This window comes from Actinomadura scrupuli (genome assembly GCF_050971785.1).
Classification (GTDB): domain Bacteria; phylum Actinomycetota; class Actinomycetes; order Streptosporangiales; family Streptosporangiaceae; genus Actinomadura_E; species Actinomadura_E scrupuli.
This window is the reverse complement of sequence record NZ_JBPCCU010000003.1, coordinates 548,630-566,794: the sequence shown is the minus strand read 5'-3', so window position 1 is coordinate 566,794 and position 18,165 is coordinate 548,630. Positions and strand designations below refer to the sequence as shown.

Genomic DNA, 18,165 nt, shown 5'->3' with positions numbered 1-18,165 from the left:
CTTCAACTTCGAAGCATCAGAGAGGGAGAGATCATGAAGGCAGTGCGTTACCACTCCTACGGCGACAGCGACGTCCTGGTCTACGAGGACGCCGATCGTCCCGTGGCGGGCGCGGGGCAGGTGGTGGTGCGGGTGGCCGGCACCTCGTTCAACCCTGTGGACGTCGCCATCCGCGCCGGCTTCCTGCAGCAGGTGTTCCCGGTCGCCTTGCCGCACATTCCGAACTACGACGTGGCCGGCGTCGTCACCGAGGTCGGCGAGGGCGTGAGCGGCTGGAGCGCCGGGGACGCGGTGGTGGCGTTCCTGCCGATCGCCGCGCCCGGCGCCGCCGCCGAGTACGTCGCCGCGCCCGCCGAGGTGCTGGCCGCCGCCCCCCGCACCGGCGAACTCGCCGACGCCGCGGCACTGCCCTCCGCCGGGCTGGCGGCCTGGCAGGCGCTCTTCGAGCACGCCGCCCTGAAGACGGAGCACAGCATCCTGATCAACGGCGCGGGTGGCGCTGTCGGCGGGTACGCCGTCCAGCTCGCCAGGCAGGCCGGTGCCATCGTGACCGCGACCGTCAGTGCGCGCAGCCACGACCGCGTCCGCTCCTACGGGGCGGACCACATCGTCGACCACACCGCCACCCCCGTTCCGCAGGCGGTGGCCGGGCGGCGGTTCGACGTGGTGCTCAACCTGGCGCCCACCAGCCCGGAGGAGACCGCGCAGCTGGTGGACCTGGTCGCCGACGGCGGAGCCTTCGTCACCACGGTCATCCCCGGCCCGGGGGATGCCGGGCGCGGGGTGCGCACGGTCGAGGTCTTCACGCGCAGCGACGCCGCCCAGCTCGCCGAGCTGGTCACCCGCGTCGACGCCGGAGATCTGCGGATCGAGGTGGCCGAGCGACGGCCGCTGACCGACCTGGCCGCCGTCCACGACCAGGCCGCCGCCGGGCGGCTGGCCGGCAAGACGGTCCTGATCCCCTGACCTCCGGGTGTGCCGGACGAGCCGCCGGCACCGGAGTCAGCCGGGTGTCCGGCGGTCCGGCTCCGGCTCCGGCTCCGCCGGGGCCGGGGCCGCTGCCGGGGTCGGGTCGGCGGCGGCCGCGGCGTAGCGGCCGGCGAGGTCGCGCAGCAGGGTGCGGAGCTCGGGCGGGTCGAGCACCTCGAACGCGACGTCGAGGCTCGTGAGGTAGCCGACGAGGTCGCGCAGGGATTCGGCGCCGGTGTCCAGGGTGCAGCTGTGCTCGTCGACCGGGCGGACCAGGCCGCCCGCGGGCGGGACGCGTTCGGCGATGACCTCGGCGGGCGCGTGGAGGCGGACGCGCGCCGGGTGCTTCCACGCCAGCGAGGCGGTGCCGCGTACGACGTGGCCGGCGGCGTCCTCGGGCGGCTCGCGCGGTGTGAACCGCGGCCCGGTGGGCGAGCGCGGCCGGATGCGATCGGCCCGGAACGTGCGCCAGTCCTCGCGGTCGCGGTCCCACGCCAGCAGGTACCAGCGGCGGCCGGTGTAGACGAGGCGGTGCGGCTCCACCCGGCGCGTACTGGCCGTGCCGTCGTGTCCCTGGTAGTCGAAGCGCAGCTGCTCGTGGTCGCGGCAGGCGGCGGCGATGGTCGTGAGGGTCTCGGCGTCGACGGTCGGGCCGCCGCCCGCCGCGGAGACCGTGGCCTGGCGGAGGGCGTCGAGCCGGTGCCGCAGCCGGGGCGGCAGGGTCTGTTCGAGCTTGGTCAGCGCCCGCAGCGAGGTCTCCTCGATCCCGGTGACCGAGCCGCCCGCCGCGACGCGCAGCCCCACTCCCACGGCGACGGCCTCGTCGTCGTCGAGCAGCAGCGGCGGCATCGCCGCACCGGCCCCGAGCCGGTAGCCGCCGGTGATCCCGGTGCTGGAGTGCACCTGGTAGCCGAGGATGCGCAGCCGTTCGATGTCGTTGCGCACGGTTCTGGTGGTGACGCCGAGGCGGCCGGCGAGGTCGGCGCCGGACCAGTCCCGCCGTACCTGCAGCAGCGACAGGAGCCGGAGCAGGCGGACCGAGGTCTCCAACATCGCCTCAGTCTGACACGCATTGAGGAACCGCAGATTCCACAACCGCCGTTACCGTGACCGCAGGAAGCAACGGCGAGAGAGGACCCCTGGTGAGCCTGCGAGGATTCAGCACCATCAGCTTCTGGGCGGACGACGTGGCGGCGGCCACGGCGTGGTACGCCGAGTTCCTGGGCGTGGAGGCCTACTTCCAGCGGCCGGGACCTGGCGGTCGACCGGCCTACGCGGAGTTCCGCATCGGCGACTACCAGGCCGAGCTGGGCATCATCGACCGCGCCTACCAGCCGCCCGGCGCGGCGACCGGGCCCGGCGGCGCCGTCATGCACTGGCACGTCGACGACCTGCGCGCCACCGTGGAGCGGCTGCTGTCGATGGGCGCCAGGGAGTACCAGCCGATCACGCCGCACGGGGACGCGGGGTTCGTGACCGCCGCGGTGGTCGACCCGTTCGGCAACGTGCTGGGCGTCATGTCCAACCCCCACTACCTCGAGGTCCTCGCCTCCGCCGAGGGGGCATAGCGTGGACGTGCTCGATTTTCCCGATGCCGCCCGGTGGGAGTCCTGGCTGGCCGCGCAGCACGGGGTACGGACCGAGGTGTGGCTGCGGATCGCCAAGCGGCACTCGGGGATCGCCTCGGTCACGGTGGCGGAGGCACTCGACGTGGCGCTGTGCTACGGCTGGATCGACGGTCAGCGCAAGGCCTGCGACGAGGTCTCGTTCCTCCAGCGGTACTCGCGCCGCCGGCCGAGGAGCTCGTGGTCGAAGGTCAACGTGGCGAAGGTGGAGGCGCTGGTCACGGCCGGGCGCATGCGGCCGTCCGGGCTCGCGGAGGTCGCGGCCGCCAAGGCGGACGGACGCTGGGAGGCGGCCTACGAGTCGCAGCGCACCGCCGAGGTGCCGCCCGATCTCGCGGCCGCGCTGGCCGGCGACGCCCGCGTCCACGCCGCCTTCGAACGCCTCGGCCGATCCGACCGGTACGCCGTGATCCTCCCGCTGCTCAAGGCCCGCACTCCGGAGGCGCGCGCGAGGACCCTGGCCCGGGCGGTCGCGCGGCTGGCGGCCCAGCCGTAGGCCCGGGCCGGCTATCCGGCGGCTCGGCCGGCTTTGATCCCGGCGACGAGGGGGCGCCGGCCGGTGGCGGTGCAGGCGAGCACGGGCCGGCCGTCTCCCCGCGCACCGTGTCCAGCATGAGGTCGACGAGCTCGGCCTTGCCCGGCACGTAGGTGCACAGCGACGTGGCGGCCATGAGCCGGGGGCGGGAAAACCTGTTGAGGCATGGGCCCGGCCGGGGCGAGGATGGCCCGATGACGGCACAGGCGCTGACGGGCGAACAGATCGAGCGGTTCGTCACGGAGGGGTTCGTCCACCTGCCGGGCGCCTTCCCCCGCGCGGTCGCGGACGAGTGCCGGGCCATTCTGTGGCGCAAGACCGGGGCGTCCCCCGACGACCCCGCCACCTGGACCCGGCCGGTCGTGCGCATCGACGGGTGCGGCGACGAGCCGTTCCGCAAGGCGGCGAACACCCCGCTGCTGCTGGGCGCCTTCGACCAGCTGGTGGGGCCGGGCCGGTGGGCGCCGCGGACCGGGCTGGGCACCTTCCCCATCCGGTTCCCGCACCCCGACGACCCCAGGGACGACGGCTGGCACACCGAGGGCAGTTACCTTCCGGAGGGGGCCGACTGGTACTGGCTGAACCTGCGCTCGCGCGGCCGGGCCCTGCTCATGCTGTTCCTGTTCTCCGAGGTCGGCCCGGACGACGCCCCCACCCGGATCAAGGTGGGCTCGCATCTGGACGTCCCGCCGTTCCTCGAGCCGGCCGGCGAGGCGGGGATGAGCGGCCTGGTCCTGGCCCGCGCGCTCGACGCCGCGGGCCTGCTCGACTCCCCGCGGCGGCCGCTGGCGCTGGCGACCGGGCTGCCCGGCGACGTCTACCTGTGCCACCCGTTCCTGATCCACGCCGCCCAGCCGCACCGCGGCACGGTCCCCCGGTTCATGGCCCAGCCGCCGCTCGACCCGGTCGGGCAGCTCCAGCTCGACCGGCCCGACGGCGCCTACAGCCCGGTGGAGCGCGCGGTGCTGCTCGGCCTGGGCCGCGCGGCCGAGCCGGCGACCGTGAGCCCGAAGGCCTGAGCCGCCGTACGGGTGCGCGCGGGTGTCGGCCGGGTGACCCGGTCATGGGCCGGGCGGCTTCCTCCAGCCTTCATCCGGCCGGCGGGCCCGCTCAGCCGTCCGTGTCGGGTGGCAGCTCGACGATCCGGCCCTCGGCCGCCGAGCGGACGGCCGCCTCGATGACCTCCAGGCCGAGGATCGCGTCGGCCAGCGGGACCGGTGGCGGCGCCTCGCCCCGCACGGCCGGGACCAGCCCGGCGTAGAAGTCCTGGTAGGCGCCGGGCTCGGTGGCCTGGGTCCGCATCGAGCCGGGGGTGCCCAGCAGCCCGTACGACTCCGGGGGCTCCAGGCCCCAGCCGCCGTCCAGCGGGGTACGGCCCGCCCGCAGGGCCTCCTCCTGCCCGTCCAGCCCGGACACCAGGTAGGCGGCCCGGCCGCCGAGCACCCGGAACCGCGGCCCGAGATGGGCGGCGGTCGCGCTCATCCACAGGTGGGAGCGGAGACCTCCCGCATGGGTGAGGGCCACGAACACGTCGTCGGGCACGGCCGCTCCGGCCCGGCGCGTGTCGATCTCGGCGTAGACCAGCCGGGGCCGGCCGAACAGCGTGACGGCCTGGTCGATGAGGTGCGAGCCGAGGTCGTACAGGATGCTGCCGGCGTCCGCGGGGTCGGCGCTCTCCTTCCAGCCCGGCTTGATCTGCGGCCGCCACCGTTCGAAGCGGGACTCGAACCGGTGGACGCCACCCAGGGCGTCCTCGGCCACGAGCCGGCGGACCGTGCGGAAGTCACCGTCCCAGCGGCGGTTGTGGAACGGGACGGCGAGCAGGCCGCGTTCGGCCGCCAGCGCCTCCAGTGCCCGCGCGTCGGCCACCGTGGTGGCGACGGGCTTGTCGATCACCACTGGCAGCCCCGCGCGCAGTGCGGCGCCGGCCAGCGGCGCGTGCTGGCGGTTCGGCACGGTGACCACGGCCAGGTCGAACGAGCCGGCCTCCTCCCACAGCAGTCGCGGGTGGTCGAGGATCCGGGCGCCGGGGTACCGCTCGTGGGCCGATTTCTGCCGTCCGGGGTCGCCGGTGACGACCGCGGCGAGTTCCAGTCCGGGCACGGAGGTGATCAGCGGGGCGTGGAAGACCGAGCCTCCGAGGCCGTAGCCGACAAGTGCGACGCGAAGGGTCATGCACCGATCATGGCATCGCGGTCCGGGCGGGTCGGCGGCGGCGCGGGGGTTGACCCCCGGCGGGACGCCCCCGCGCCGCCTTCACCGGCCGGTGGCGCGGCTCGCTCAGGCGAACTCCACCGGCTCGCCGACGGGCAGCCGGCCGTGCTCGGCGCCGGTGCCCGGCCCGCGCTCGCCCAGCAGCCCGTCCACCAGCGTCTTGCCGAGGTCGCTCAGGCCGGCGTCGTGCACCGAGAACGTGCGCCCCGGCTTCAGCTCACGGACGTAGTCGATGAGCTCGGCCGTCTTCGACCAGGGGGCGTGCGCGGGCAACATCAGCGATTCGATCCGCCGGTCCGGCACGGTCAGCGCGTCTCCGGGGTGGAAGACCCGGCCGTCCACGAGGAACCCGATGTTGGTGATGCGGGGGATGTCGGGGTGGATGACGGCGTGCCATTCGCCGTGCACCTCGACCTCCAGGTCCCCGACGGAGAAGGTGTCGCCGTTGCCGACCACGTGCACCCGGCCGCCGAGCCCGTCGAGTTTGTCGCCGACGGCGCGGTTGGTCCAGATCCGCAGTGCCGGGTCGGCTTCGGCGGCCGCGCGCAGCCGGTCCTCGGCGAAGTGGTCGGGGTGCTCGTGCGTGATCAGCACCGCGTCCGCTCCGTCGAAGGCCGCGGGGTCGGTGAACGCGCCGGGGTCGATGACCAGCGTGGTGCCGTTCTTCTCCAGCCGGACGCAGGCGTGCTCGAGCTTGGTGACCAGCATGATGTCTCTCGTCTCGTGAGTTTCCAGCATTCGCTCCTCGACCGTACAGCAATACTGTACAGCCTGGCTGTATAGTTTCGGGCATGGCTGAGGTGGACGTCGTGCGTACGGCGGGTGAGCTGCGCGCCGTGGTCGGCGGCCTGGTGCGCCGGGCGCGGGTGACCGACGATCTGCCGGCGGCGCAGGCCGCGGTGCTGGGATACCTCGACCGGGACGGGCCGATGACGACCAGCGAGCTGGCCGGTGTCCAGCGGGTCCGCCACCAGTCGATGTCGCGGACCGTCGCCCAGCTGGTCGCGCAGGGCCTGGCCGGCCAGCGGCCGCATCCCGGCGACCGCCGCAAGACCTTGATCGAGCTCAGCGCGGCTGGGCGGGAGGTGCTCGAGGCCCGCCGCGGGCGGCGGGTGGACTGGCTCGCCGAGGCGATCGCCACCGAGCTGTCCCCGGCCGAGCAGGTGAGCCTGGCGCGGGCCATCGAGCTGCTCGCCCGGCTGGCCGCGCACTGAGGCCCCGGGCGCACTGAGGCCCCGGGCGTGCGGTGCCCGGGCGTGCGGACGCCCCGGCACCGAGGATCGTGCCGGGGCGCCGCCCGCCCGTTCGGCCGGGCAGTCTCACCGCGCGGTCACCGAGGATCGCCGGCAGATCGCCGCCACCGCCGCCTGGCGGCTCCCCGGGTGCTCCCGTGCGACCGGTGGGCGCCCTCAGGAGCGGCCGCGCTCCACCAGTGACTTGAACTTCGCCAGGTTCTGCTGCATGGTCTGCTTCACCGCGCCGTTGTGGCCGGCGCCGTTCAGCCCGAACGTGTCGCTGAGCTCCTGCGGGTCGTACTCCAGCCGTACCTGCATCGTGGTCCGCTGGTCCCCCATGGGACGCAGCTCGATCGTGCCGCCCAGGCGCGGGGCACTCTTGATCTTGAAGGTCATCTGCTCGTGGCGACGCCCGTCGATGATCTCGGTGTCGCACTTCTGCGAGTGGCCGTTGGCCTTGATCTGGACGGCGGCCTGGTCGTTGCCGCGTTTCTTGACGCTCTGCACGCCCTCGATGAACTGCGGGTAGGACTCCATCTTGTGCAGCTGGGCCCAGACGGCTTCGGCCGGGACGTTGAGGTCGATCGATTCTTGGAGAGTGGTCACTGGTGCGTCCTCTCTGCTCGTGATCGTGTCCGCGCGGAGGTCCTCCGCTCAGTACTCAGATACCCGGCATGCACCACGGACTGTTACCGTATCGATAAACATTGTCACGCTAAGTTGTGGATAAGCCCAGGATCGCCGCGCCCCGCCCCGAGCGGTGTCCGCCGCGTCCGCCGCACTCCTTGCGTGATCATGCAATCAATCGACGAACGATTAAATGATCACAGAAGGGGAGGGCGGGGGTCAGGGGCGGGTGAAGGTGCAGGGCAGGCGTTTGTAGCCGTTGATGAAGGCCGACAGCAGGCGGTCGGGGTCGCCGTCGGAGCGGATGTCGGGCAGCCGGGTGAAGACTTCCCGCAGCATGACGGCGATCTCCCGGCGGGCGAGGTTGGCGCCCAGGCAGAAGTGCGAGCCCGGCCCGCCGAAGGCGACGTGCGGGTTCGGGTGCCGGGTGATGTCGAAGACGTCGGGGTCTTTGAAGACCGCCTCGTCCCGGTTGGCGGAGTTGTAGAACAGCAGCACCTTGTCCCCGGCCCGGTAGGTGTGGCCGTTCATCTCGTGGTCGCGGGTGAGGTTGCGCCGCATGAAGATGACCGGGGTGGAGTAGCGGACGATCTCCTCGACCGCGCCGCCGATGCCGCCGTCGAGGTCGGCCAGCAGCCGGTCCCGCTGGCCGGGGTTGTCGGTGAGCAGCTTCAGGCCGTGCGCGATGGCGGTGCGGGTGGTCTCGTTGCCGGCGACGACGAGCAGCAGGAAGAACGAGCCGAGCTCGCGGGCGGTCAGCCTTTCGCCGTCGACGTTGGCGCTGACCAGCGCCGAGGTGAGGTCGCCGGTCGGGTCCTTGACCCGCTCCCGGGCCAGCCCGGCCGCGAGCCGGTGCAGGTCCCGGGCGGCGCGGATGACCTGGCCGAGGCCCTTGGCGGTGCTGAGCAGGCCGAGACCGGGGCCGATGGAGGTGAACTCCGGGTCGGTGTTGCCCAGGATGACGTTGGTCCGGGCGATGACCGTGGGGTAGAGCCGGTCGGGGATGCCGAGCAGGTCGCAGATGACCTCGACCGGCAGCCGTACGGCGACCCGTTCGACGAAGTCGCCGGGGCCGCCCGCGATCAGCTCGTCGACGATGCGGGTGGCGCGCCGGGCGATGTCGTCCTCGGTCTTGGCCAGCATCCTGGGGGTGAAGGCCCGGGACACCACACGGCGGATCTTGGCGTGCCGGGGGTCGTCCATGTTGATCAGGGACCCGAAGTACTGCGACATGTAGCGGGGCAGGTCGGAGATGCTGGTGGCGCTGGGCTCGCTGCTGAAGATCTCCTGGTTCCGGCTGGCCTCGCACACGTCGGAGTGCTTGACCAGCGCCCAGTAGCCCTTGCCGCGGCGCATGAACGGGACCGGCGGCTCGGCGTAGAACAGCGGTCCGTCCTCGGCGCGCAGCAGCGCGAAGGCGTCCGCGCGCTCCTGCAGGGGGCGCTGCCAGAACGCCAGTGCCGACGGGTCGATCTCCGCGAGAGTCATGGTCATGACCGAACGCCTCCCAATCGCTCTCACCTGGCGCAATGGTTGGATAAGGCGGATTTGCTGTCAATGGTCGTGTGCATATCGTGACCAGGGCCGGTTCGGCGGTGGCGGCCGTCAGCGCCGTGGCCTGCGCAGCGTCCAGGTGGTGCGGCCCGTGGGGCCGCCTTTGCCGGCGGGGGTGGTGAGGGGGTGCTCCTCGACCTCGTAACGGCGGACGTAGGCGCCGGCGAAGGCCTGGATGCTGGCGCCGGCGGGCAGTGACAGCAGCGCCCCGACGGGCCCGAGGACGGCGGAGCCGGCGACCACCATGCCGAAGGCCACCGCCGGGTGGATGTCGAGGGTCTTGGCGGTGATGCGCGGGTGCAGCAGGTAGTTCTCGAGCTGCTGGTAGGCGATGATGAACACCAGCACCCACAGTGCCGTCAGCGGGCTCACCGCGAGCGCCACCAGCACCGGGATCGCGCCGGCGAGGTAGGTGCCGATCGTGGGGATGAACTGTGAGGCCACGCCGGTCCACAGCGCCAGGGTGAGCGCGAACGGCACGTCCAGCACCGAGAACGCGATGTAGTGGGCGAACGTGGAGACCAGGGCGAGGAGCGCGCGGGAGTAGAGGTAGGCGCCGGTCTTCTCGGCGGTGATCTCCCACGCCCGCAGGATCTCGTGCTGCTGCCGTGGTGGCAGCAGCGAGCAGACGGCGCGCCGGAACCGCGGCCCGTCGGCGGAGAAGTAGAAGCCGAACAGCAGGACGCTGAGCGTCTGGAAGGCGATCCCGAGCGCGGTGGTGCCGATGCCCCACACGTTGCCGGCCAGGTCGGCCAGGTGGGCGGCGAAGACGTTGCGCAGCGCGTCGAGCCGCTTGGCGATGTCGGCCTGCGACAGGCGGGCGTGGAAGGTGGAGTTGAGCCAGCCCACCAGCCGGGTCACGTAGCCGGGGAAGCCCTGGACGAGGTTGCTGATCTGGTCGGCGAGCAGCGATCCGAGCATCGTGGCGAACGCCGCCATCACCACGATGAGCACGATCATGACCAGCCCGGTGGCGGCTCCTCTGCGCCACCCGCGGGCGGCCAGGCGGTTGACGATCGGCTCGATGGCGAAGGCGAGGAACAGCGAGACCACGAGCAACAGCAGCAGGCCGCGCAGTTGCTGCAGCAGGCGCAGCGCGAACAGGAACAGCATCACGACGCCGCCGGCGAGCAGGAAGGCCCGGGGCAGCCACGGCGGCATGCGCCGATCTGGGTCCTGGGGCCCGGCCATGAGCGCACGCTAGTGCGGGCGGCCCGCCCCCTCCCGCCGTGCGCGCCGGACTTGCCGTTCCTTTGCCCGGCCGGGGTACGGCCCGCGCGCCCGAGGGCGGTCAGTCCGGGCGGATCGCGTAGTCGCCCAGACCCGACTCCAGCAGGTCGAAGGTGCGCTCCGCGGCGACCCGCACGCTCTGCCTCATCTCGCCGAGGGTCTCGCCCGCCGCCTTGCGCCGGGTGATCTCCTCGACCAGCCGGTGGGAGGCAGCCATGATCATCGCCGCCGCGATCCGGGGGGTCAGGTCGTCCGGGCCGGCGCCGGTGTCCTCGGCGAGCGCGCGGGCCAGGGCCTCCTCGGCCTGCTCGCCGATCTCACGCTGCCGGGCGACCAGGGCGGGGCTGGCCATCACGGTCCGCGCCCACGTGTCGGCGCCCTCGTTGAAGCCGGTGTGGTCGCTGTTGTGCTCCAGGCCCTCCAGGAAGCGGCGCCGGAACAGCGCCACGGCGGACTCCCCGGGCGCGCGGGCGCGGAAGTCCCGGGCCGCCTGCTCGGTGACCTCCGCCTGCCGGTCGAAGAACAGGTCTTCCTTGGTCTTGAAGTAGTTGAAGACGGTGTTGACCGAGACGTCCGCGGAGCGGGCCACATCGGCGACGGTGACGTTGTCGAACCCGCGCATCAGGAACAGCCCGGTCGCGACGTCGGAGATGCGGCGCCGCGTCTCCTGCTTCTTGCGCTCCCGCAGCCCGAGTTCCTCGATCACGGAGGCATTATACCACAATGTGGTGTCACTATAATTTTGGTGTCACAGCAATATTGTGGTTACTCTAGTGTTGTCGCTCTCGTCCCCCCGGAGGCACCGTGACCGCTGTCCTGACCGAGACCATGATCGAAGCCAGTGGACTGGCCCGTACGTTCCCGAGCAAGCACGGACCCGTCGAGGCCGTACGCGGCGTGGACCTGGCCGTGCGGCCCGGTGAGATCGTCGGGTTCCTGGGCCCCAACGGCGCCGGCAAGACCACCACGTTGAGAATGCTGACGACCCTGCTGCGCCCCACCGCGGGCACGGCGACCGTGGCCGGCCGCGACCTGCGCACCGACCCGGCCGGCGTACGGCGCCGCATCGGCTACGTCGCCCAGGGCGGTGGCACCGACCCCTCCTGCCCGGCGGGCGAGGAGCTCGACCTGCAGGCGCGGCTGTACGGCGTGCCCGACGCCGCCGCCCGGATCGCCGGGCTGTGCGCCCGGCTGGAGCTGGACGGCCTCCAGGACCGGGCCGCCGGGTCGCTGTCCGGCGGGCAGCGCCGGCGCCTGGACATCGCGCTCGGCCTGGTGCACCGCCCGCCGGTGCTGTTCCTGGACGAGCCGACCACCGGGCTGGACCCGCACAGCCGCAGCAACCTGTGGGAGCACATCGGCCGGCTGCGCGACCAGGACGGCACGACCGTCTTCCTCACCACGCACTACCTGGAGGAGGCCGACGCGCTGTGCGATCGGATCCTCATCATCGACGACGGCCGGATCGTCACCGAGGGCACCCCCGACGAGCTCAAACGCCGGGTCTCGGGCGACATCGTCACCATCGAGGTGACCGGCGAACCCGCCGCGGCCGTGCGGGCGCTGCAGAAGGTCCCCGCGGTCCGCGAGGCGACCGTCCTCGACAGCACGCTGCGGCTGACCGTCGAGCACGGGGACCAGGTCCTGCTGCAGCTCATGCGCACCCTCGACACGGCCGGTGTGCGGATCGCCGCCATCCAGCTGGCCCGCCCCACCCTCGACGACGTGTTCCTGACCGTGACCGGCCGTTCCCTGCGCGAAGGGACCTCCTCGTGATACTGCGCGACACGATGCTCGTCTACCGCCGTTACCTGCGCCAGACGCTCCGCAACAAGGTCGCCATCGTCTTCGGCGGCCTGCAGCCCCTGCTCTACCTGGTGCTGTTCGGGCCGCTGCTCACCCGGGTCTCCGGCGCCCGCGGGTTCGGCGGCGACGCCTGGCAGGTGTACGTCCCGGGGCTGCTGATCCAGCTGGGCCTGTTCGGCGCCGGCTTCGTTGGCTTCGGGCTCATCGCCGACCTGCGCTTCGGCGTGCTCGAACGGCTGCGGGTCACTCCGGTCAGCCGGGTCGCGCTGCTGCTCGGCAGGGTGCTGCGCGACACCACCGTCATGCTGGTGCAGGCCGTCATGCTGCTGGCGGTCGGTGTCGCGTTCGGCCTGCGCGCCCCGGTCACCGGGGTGCTGGCCGGCCTGGTCTTCGTCGTGCTGCTGGCGGTGAGCGTCGCCTCGCTGTCCTACGCGCTGGCGCTGTGGACCCGTAACGAGGACGCCTTCGCCCCGCTGCTCACGGCCGCGATCGTGCCGCTGATGCTGCTGTCGGGGATGATCCTGCCGATGTCGATGGCCCCGCGCTGGCTGGACGTGCTCTCGCACGCCAACCCGTTCCGCTACTTCGTCGACGCCGTGCGCGCGCTGTTCCTCGGGCACTACACGGCCGCCACGGTATGGGAGGGCGCGCTGGTCGCGGTGATCCTCGTCGCCGGCTGTGTAACGGTCGGGACCCGCCGCTTCCTGGAGGAGAACGCCTGACCGGCGCCGGTGCCACCGGGTGCCAGACCGTAACACCGGCTGACACGCCGGACGATTCGCCCGGGCCGACTACCATTCGCTGAGTGAACTGGCAGGCGGCCGGGGACGGCACAGACCCGTACAGCAAGGCCGAGGACGAGGTCCGGGCGATGGCGGCGGCGCCGTGGTGGCGCGCCGCCGCCCCCCGCCAGCGTGCCGAGGCGATCACCTCGCGCATGTTGTCGGGCGGCGCCGAATGGTGGCTGTTCGGCGCCTGGGGCCGCTGGTACCGCTGCGGGCTGGACGGCAACTGGCACGCCTGCCCGCCGCCGGCCGACCCGGCCGCCCGCCAGGCGGCGCTCGTCGCCCCGCCCGGCGCGGGCAACCCGCCGGTGCCGCCCGCGCTGATCCCGACCGGCCCGGACCTCGCGGCGGGCAAGGCGGCCACCGCCGGGTTCCTCGGCGACGCCCCCGCCACCACCCTCGTCGCCCGTCTCCAGCAGTCCCTGATCACCGCCCTGTCGGTCAACCCCGCGCAGTTCACCCTGCAGGACCCCGGGTTCAAGCAGGCCACCCCCAGCACGCTGGCCGCCGCCTGGGGCGCGCTGCTGTGGTGCGCCGGCTCCCCGGTGCTGCTCGACCAGCACCCGCTCGTCGAGCTGTTCGCGTCCTACCTGACCGTCCCCGCCGACCGGCTGCGCTGGATGGTGCCCCCCGACCTGTCCCGCCTGTCGTCCTACTACTCCGGCAGGCTGCTGGCCGGCGACGCGGTCGGCGCCTCCTACGTGGCGCGGGTCATGGGCGAGGTCGCCGGCGGGCTCCGCGAGGACCCCCGCTTCCGGCCCGGCGCCGACGCCCTGGCCGCCATCACCGCCACCACCGTGCGGATGGTCCAGACCGACATGGCCACCGCCCGGTACGGGCCCGCCGCCATCGCCCAGGAATGGCAGCGCCGCTGCCCCGCCGAGCACGCCCTCCCGGTGCTGCGCGAGATCGCGCCGGGTGAGTACCTGCGGCTCGCCTTCTACGACCTCTGCCAGATCGTCGCCGGGCTGAGCGGGCGGCCCGCCAGTCCCACCGACGTGCGGCGGGCGGGCGCCGCGGTGCTCGCCGCCGACCTGCAGCACACCCCGAACGTGCTGCCCGCCGTGCTGCCCTGGCTGGACCCCGACAGCGCCCGCACCGTGCAGGAGGTCCTCGGCCGGCCCGACCACCCGCTGCGGGAACTGTGGCCGCGCGAGGGCAGGCTGCCCGAGGCGCTGCGCACCGACGACGTCGAGCAGCTCAGGTCGCTGCTGGCCACCTCCCACGTGCTCGCCCTCAGCTGGAGCCGGCTGGCCAGGCTCAATCCCCCGGTACCCGGGTTCACCGTGCCGGCCGCGACGGCGGCCGAGCTGACCAGCCCCTCCCTGCAGGTCCCCAAGTCCACCGGCGAGCTGACCCCCTGGCAGATCATCGAGGCCGCGCGGGCGCACCTCGCGGCCGAGCGGGCCGCGCAGGCACCCCCCGCCGACCCGGCCGCCGACCCCTCCGTCGAGACCACCCCCGACCCGCTAGCCGCCGAACCCGGAGCCGCGCCCTTCCCCGCCGACCCCCTGGCCACCCAGGCGGGTCCCGGCCCGGACCCGCAGGACCCGGCGGCACCGGCCGCCTTCGGCCAGGAGGCCTTCCCACCCGACCCGCCCGGCCCGCCCGCGGGTCCCTTCGGCGGGCCCCGCCCGCCGGACCCCTACGGCGACGACGCCCGGCCCGCGGCGCACGACCACCGGCCGCCGCCGTTCGTCGACCTGCCTCCCGGCACGCCGATGTCCGCACCCGACCCCGGCCCGCCCCCGCAGTGGACGCAGCCGCCCCCGCCCACCGGCCCCGCCTATCCCGGCCCGCCGCCGTACGCCCCGCCGGTGTCGGATCTGCCCGCGCCCGCCTGGCCGCCCGCCGACCCCACCCCCACGGCGCCCTCCGGGCACCGGCACCACACTCCCGCGCCCGCGCCGCTCCCCGGCGCCGGCCAGGTCACCGAGGCCTACGGCATCAGGTTCCTGTGCGGCCCCGACGACGTCGGCCAGGTGCTGGTCGAGCTCCGCAGGCGAGGCCAGTGGGCCAGGCGGCTGCGCGGCCAGGAGATGTCCAGCGCCTCGGCACCGGCCCTGCTGCTCGTCGGCGCGCCCTCCACGGGCCAGCGCCGGCTCAGCCGGATGGTCGGCCGGGCCCTCGCGGAGGTCGAGGTCAGCAGCGGCGACGTGCACGGCTTCGACGCCCGCGAGCTGCTCGAGCGGGGTCCCGAGGGGGTCCGCGGCATGCTCGAGGAACACGCCGGGCACACCCTGCTGCTCGAAGGCATCGACACGCTGATCCTCGACTCCGCCCAGGGCCGTGCGTTCGCGGCCGCCCTCTACCGCGCCCGCGCCGAAGGCGTCAGCGACACCACTCTCGTGGCCACCTGCGGGCCCGACCGGCTGCCGCAGCTGACGGCCGCCCACCCAGAGCTGGTCACCGACTTCCGGACCGTACGGCTGCCGGACCTCACCGACCCGGGAGCCCGGGCCGCGCTGCTGGAGGTACTGGCCGGCGAACGGCAGCTGAGCCTGTCCCCGGCCGCCTGGGAGGCGGCCCGCCGGGACCTGAACCGCATCCGCGGCCGCGGCCGCCTCACCGGCGCCCGCGTCGTGGAGGCCTACCTGGACCGTGCGGCCACCCGGCACCTGGGCAACGCCGAGCAGACCCAGGCCCTCGGCGGCGGCCTCGTGCTCGACGCACCGGACTTCGCCGGGATCGCCGAGGACCTCGAACCCGCGCTGCGCGACCTCAAGGACGTCGCCGGATACCGCGACGAGCTCCGCGCCCTCGTCGGGCTGACGGAGGTCAAGGAGACCATCGAGCGCATGGTCGCCGAAGCGCAGGTCGCCGCCGCCCGCCGCCACGCGGGGCTGCCCGTCGGCGACGGCGCCCGCCACCTCGCGTTCGCCGGCGGCCCCGGCAGCGGGAAGACGACCGTCGCCCGGCTCCTCGGCCAGATGTACGCCGCGATCGGCCTGCTCGACTCCGGTCACGTCGTCGAGTGCATCCCCGCCGAGCTGGCCACCTCCGGCGACATCGCCACCGCCGTCCGCGCCAAGGCCACCGAGGCCCTCGGCGGGATCCTCGTCATCGACCGCGCCGCCGCGCTCGGCGAGCCCGGCACCGGCGCGGTCCTCAGCGAGCTGGTCAGGGTCATGGACGAACGCCGCGACCAGCTCGTCGTCATCTACTCCGACCGGCAGCCGGAGCTGCAGCACCTCACCAACGCCGTCCCCGCCCTGGCCCGCCGCATCGGCGAGGTCCTGGTCTTCCCCGACCCCACCGACCGGGAGCTGGTCGCGATGTTCCGCGCCGCCGCGGAACAGCAGCAGTACGTCCTGGACCAGGAGCTGCTGGTCATCCTGCCGGAACGGCTGCGCGCGCTGCGGCAGCGCGACGACTTCGCCGCGGGCCGATCGGTGCGCCGCCTGTTCGACGACACGGTCGCCCAGCAGTCACTGCGGATCGTCCGCGACGGCCGCACCATGTCCGCCGACCAGCTGACCCGCCTCACCGCGGAGGACCTCCCCCAGTGACGCCCGCACCCCACCCGCCACCGGACTGAGCAGGCGGCACGCGATCGGGCGGAAGGGGTGCGCGGCAGGGAACCGCGGGTCAGGATGGGAGGGTGACCCGCTCGGAACGGCTGCTCGCGCTCGTGGCCGAACTACGGGCCGCCGCACCCGCCTCGCTGCCGACCCGTACCCTCGCCGAACGGCTGCGCGTCAGCGAGCGCACCGTGCGGCGGGACCTGACGACCCTGGCCCGGGACGGCCTCCCCGTGCGGATCACCCGCGACGGCTACGCCGTCGGCGCGCAGCCTCCCCCACCGGCCCCGGCCGGCACCCTCTCCCTCGCCCAGCCCGTCCGCGACACCGTCGCGCACGCCGTACGCGCCCGGCGCGTCGTGCGCATCGCCTACATCGACCAGGCCGGCGAGCGGACCCGCCGCAACGTCGAGGCGCACGGCCTGGTCATCGCCCCCTACGGCGAGTACCTCGTCGGGTGGTGCCGGCTGCGCGAAGGACCACGGCTGTTCCGCCTCGACCGCATCGGTGCCGCCTACCTCACCGGCAGCGACGCCGGGCTCCGCGACCTCGACGAACTGCTCGCCACCCTGCGCGTGCCGGCGCCGCGCCGCGCCGTCGAGGACGGCCCGCTCTCCAGCACCCCCGCACGCGCCCGCGCCTGGACCCTCGACCGGGTCGAGCACGTACGGATCCGGCTCGCCGAGACCGCCGCCGAGGCCCGGCGGGCCGGCGAGGGCATCGCCGACCTGCGGGCCGTCCTCGGCCATCTCGCGGAGTGGAGCCGCTGGCAGTTCGGTGCGCTGCGGGCCGTCGCCTCCGGCGGAGAGCTGGTCTTCGACGGGCGCAGGCCGCCCTTCCCCCCGGAGTTCGACCGCGACCTGCCCTACACCCGGCGGGAACGGATGATCCAGGACGCGATGGCCGTCCGCTCCTTCGGGGAGGTGGCCCGCGATCTGGACGACGTACTCGACGGCGCTGCCCACTGGGCGGCGGACTGCCCCGACGCGCTGTGGCGCGGCACCCTGCCCGAGCCGGGCCGGCCCGGCGAGCACCGGCCGCTGGCCGACCTCATGGCCGGCTGGTGGAGTCCCCTGTCGCACATCGAATGGCACCTGGACCGGCTCGCCGACGACCCGGGGACAGCCCTGGCCCTCGCCCCCGCGCTCGGCGAGGACGACGACCTCGAGCCGGGCGGGCTGCTGGTGGAGCGCTGCCCGCTGCGCCTCTAGCAGGCCGCCCCGCCGAGCCCGCCGGCCCCGTGACCGAAGGCGAGCCGGCGGGTGAACCACAGCGTCTTGCCGGCGCTCTCCGGCCGTACCCCGAAGTCCGCGGCCAGCGCCGCGACCAGCCACAGCCCCCGCCCGCTCTCCGCGTCCGCGCCGGACTCGCGGACCCGCGGCGCACCCCTGCCGCCGTCCCCGACCTCACCGACCAGCTGGGACCCGTCCAGGCGCAACACCAGCCGCACCCGGCCGCCACCGTGCACCACGGCGTTGGTCACCAGCTCGTCGACGATGAGCACCACGTCGTCGGTGTCGGCGGGATCGGTCACCCCCCAGTCCAGCAGGGTCTCGCGCGTCAGCACCCGCGCCTGCGCGGCGGTGCGCACCTCAGCGGGCAGTTCCCAGGAGGCCACCCGTGTCCCGTGATGCGCCCGCCCGTTCGTCCCGAGCCGTCGTACAGTCAACTCCCCGACTCCCTCACGCTCACCGGCCGCCGTACCCGCGCCCGCGCCAGGCCATGTCCCTTGGCGTGAGCCGGGGGCGGCGCGGCACGGCGGACCCGGGCACCGGCGCGGCCCGCTCCGCAGGAGCCGGGATCCGGCGCCGGCGCGCCTGGCGCCGTACCGCTGGTCAGGGCACTACTGGATACACCTCAGGTTTTGGCGTACCGGATTTGTACACACACATGGGACGCACCGGACATCGCGTCGGAGCACGGAGGGATCTCGAATCTGACCTTCAGGACACCCTGGAGCACCACACCGGCCCTCCTGGAATACCCACCCCCCGAGTGCGGTTAGGGTAGGTGATGCCGGTGTGGTTTGTGTCCCCCGGGCCGTAACCCACGCCTTCGCGGAAT

At 73.8% G+C, this 18,165-nt stretch carries 17 protein-coding genes; 9 read left to right on the top strand and 8 right to left on the bottom strand.

Annotated elements, in window-relative coordinates; all coding sequences use genetic code 11:
- Positions 1–33: 33 nt before the first annotated feature.
- Positions 34–966, top strand: coding sequence for an NADP-dependent oxidoreductase (locus tag ACRYCC_RS16845; RefSeq protein ID WP_433813086.1), 933 nt, complete (start codon positions 34–36; stop codon positions 964–966).
- 36 nt (positions 967–1,002) lie between these two features.
- Here the strand turns inward: ACRYCC_RS16845 and ACRYCC_RS16840 are convergent, their stop codons facing one another.
- Complete coding sequence (locus ACRYCC_RS16840) at positions 1,003–2,022, bottom strand: helix-turn-helix transcriptional regulator (RefSeq protein ID WP_433813084.1); 1,020 nt, start codon at positions 2,020–2,022, stop codon at positions 1,003–1,005.
- Positions 2,023–2,111: 89 nt separating this feature from the next.
- Here ACRYCC_RS16840 and ACRYCC_RS16835 point away from each other — a divergent pair, with 89 nt between their 5' ends.
- The 3 genes from ACRYCC_RS16835 to ACRYCC_RS16825 all read left to right on the top strand — a co-directional run bounded on the left by ACRYCC_RS16835 (position 2,112) and on the right by ACRYCC_RS16825 (position 4,148).
- Positions 2,112–2,537 carry a VOC family protein gene (locus tag ACRYCC_RS16835; RefSeq protein ID WP_433813082.1) on the top strand — a complete coding sequence of 142 codons (426 nt, stop codon included), beginning with the start codon at positions 2,112–2,114 and terminating at the stop codon, positions 2,535–2,537.
- A 1-nt stretch (position 2,538) separates the two neighbouring features.
- Positions 2,539–3,090: a YdeI/OmpD-associated family protein gene (locus ACRYCC_RS16830; protein ID WP_433813080.1), complete on the top strand. Its 552-nt coding sequence runs from the start codon at positions 2,539–2,541 to the stop codon at positions 3,088–3,090.
- Positions 3,091–3,323: 233 nt separating this feature from the next.
- Positions 3,324–4,148 carry a phytanoyl-CoA dioxygenase family protein gene (locus ACRYCC_RS16825; protein ID WP_433813078.1) on the top strand — a complete coding sequence of 275 codons (825 nt, stop codon included), beginning with the start codon at positions 3,324–3,326 and terminating at the stop codon, positions 4,146–4,148.
- A 91-nt stretch (positions 4,149–4,239) separates the two neighbouring features.
- Here the strand turns inward: ACRYCC_RS16825 and ACRYCC_RS16820 are convergent, their stop codons facing one another.
- The gene (locus ACRYCC_RS16820; RefSeq protein ID WP_433813076.1) at positions 4,240–5,304 is read right to left on the bottom strand and encodes a Gfo/Idh/MocA family oxidoreductase; all 1,065 of its coding nucleotides are present in this window, start codon (positions 5,302–5,304) and stop codon (positions 4,240–4,242) included.
- A 105-nt stretch (positions 5,305–5,409) separates the two neighbouring features.
- Positions 5,410–6,081, bottom strand: a complete 672-nt coding sequence (locus tag ACRYCC_RS16815; protein ID WP_433813074.1) for an MBL fold metallo-hydrolase — start codon at positions 6,079–6,081, stop codon at positions 5,410–5,412.
- A 53-nt stretch (positions 6,082–6,134) separates the two neighbouring features.
- Between ACRYCC_RS16815 and ACRYCC_RS16810 the strand changes: the two genes are divergently transcribed.
- The gene (locus ACRYCC_RS16810) at positions 6,135–6,557 is read left to right on the top strand and encodes a MarR family winged helix-turn-helix transcriptional regulator (protein WP_433813073.1); all 423 of its coding nucleotides are present in this window, start codon (positions 6,135–6,137) and stop codon (positions 6,555–6,557) included.
- 195 nt (positions 6,558–6,752) lie between these two features.
- Here the strand turns inward: ACRYCC_RS16810 and ACRYCC_RS16805 are convergent, their stop codons facing one another.
- The 4 genes from ACRYCC_RS16805 to ACRYCC_RS16790 form a co-directional block, all read right to left on the bottom strand.
- The gene (locus ACRYCC_RS16805) at positions 6,753–7,184 is read right to left on the bottom strand and encodes an SRPBCC family protein (RefSeq protein WP_433813071.1); all 432 of its coding nucleotides are present in this window, start codon (positions 7,182–7,184) and stop codon (positions 6,753–6,755) included.
- 240 nt (positions 7,185–7,424) lie between these two features.
- A complete protein-coding gene (locus ACRYCC_RS16800) occupies positions 7,425–8,699 on the bottom strand; it encodes a cytochrome P450 (protein WP_433813069.1) in 1,275 nt (424 codons plus the stop codon).
- A 111-nt stretch (positions 8,700–8,810) separates the two neighbouring features.
- On the bottom strand, positions 8,811–9,950 hold the full coding sequence (locus ACRYCC_RS16795; protein ID WP_433813067.1) for an AI-2E family transporter: 1,140 nt from the start codon (positions 9,948–9,950) through the stop codon (positions 8,811–8,813).
- 100 nt (positions 9,951–10,050) lie between these two features.
- Entirely contained in the window at positions 10,051–10,695 is a 645-nt protein-coding gene (locus ACRYCC_RS16790) for a TetR/AcrR family transcriptional regulator (RefSeq protein WP_433813066.1), read from the bottom strand.
- Positions 10,696–10,817: 122 nt separating this feature from the next.
- On the opposite strand from ACRYCC_RS16790, the gene ACRYCC_RS16785 reads away from it, so the two are divergent.
- The 4 genes from ACRYCC_RS16785 (at position 10,818) to ACRYCC_RS16770 (ending at position 17,312) form a co-directional block, all read left to right on the top strand.
- Entirely contained in the window at positions 10,818–11,765 is a 948-nt protein-coding gene (locus tag ACRYCC_RS16785) for an ABC transporter ATP-binding protein (RefSeq protein WP_433813898.1), read from the top strand.
- On the top strand, positions 11,762–12,517 hold the full coding sequence (locus ACRYCC_RS16780; protein ID WP_433813065.1) for an ABC transporter permease: 756 nt from the start codon (positions 11,762–11,764) through the stop codon (positions 12,515–12,517). Before ACRYCC_RS16785 ends, ACRYCC_RS16780 begins: the two co-directional genes overlap by 4 nt.
- Before the next feature lie 83 nt (positions 12,518–12,600).
- Positions 12,601–16,089: an AAA family ATPase gene (locus ACRYCC_RS16775; RefSeq protein ID WP_433813063.1), complete on the top strand. Its 3,489-nt coding sequence runs from the start codon at positions 12,601–12,603 to the stop codon at positions 16,087–16,089.
- 92 nt (positions 16,090–16,181) lie between these two features.
- A complete protein-coding gene (locus tag ACRYCC_RS16770) occupies positions 16,182–17,312 on the top strand; it encodes a helix-turn-helix transcriptional regulator (protein ID WP_433813061.1) in 1,131 nt (376 codons plus the stop codon).
- Here the strand turns inward: ACRYCC_RS16770 and ACRYCC_RS16765 are convergent.
- Positions 17,309–17,770, bottom strand: a complete 462-nt coding sequence (locus tag ACRYCC_RS16765) for an ATP-binding protein (RefSeq protein ID WP_433813059.1) — start codon at positions 17,768–17,770, stop codon at positions 17,309–17,311. The genes ACRYCC_RS16770 and ACRYCC_RS16765 overlap by 4 nt on opposite strands.
- Positions 17,771–18,165 lie beyond the last annotated feature (395 nt).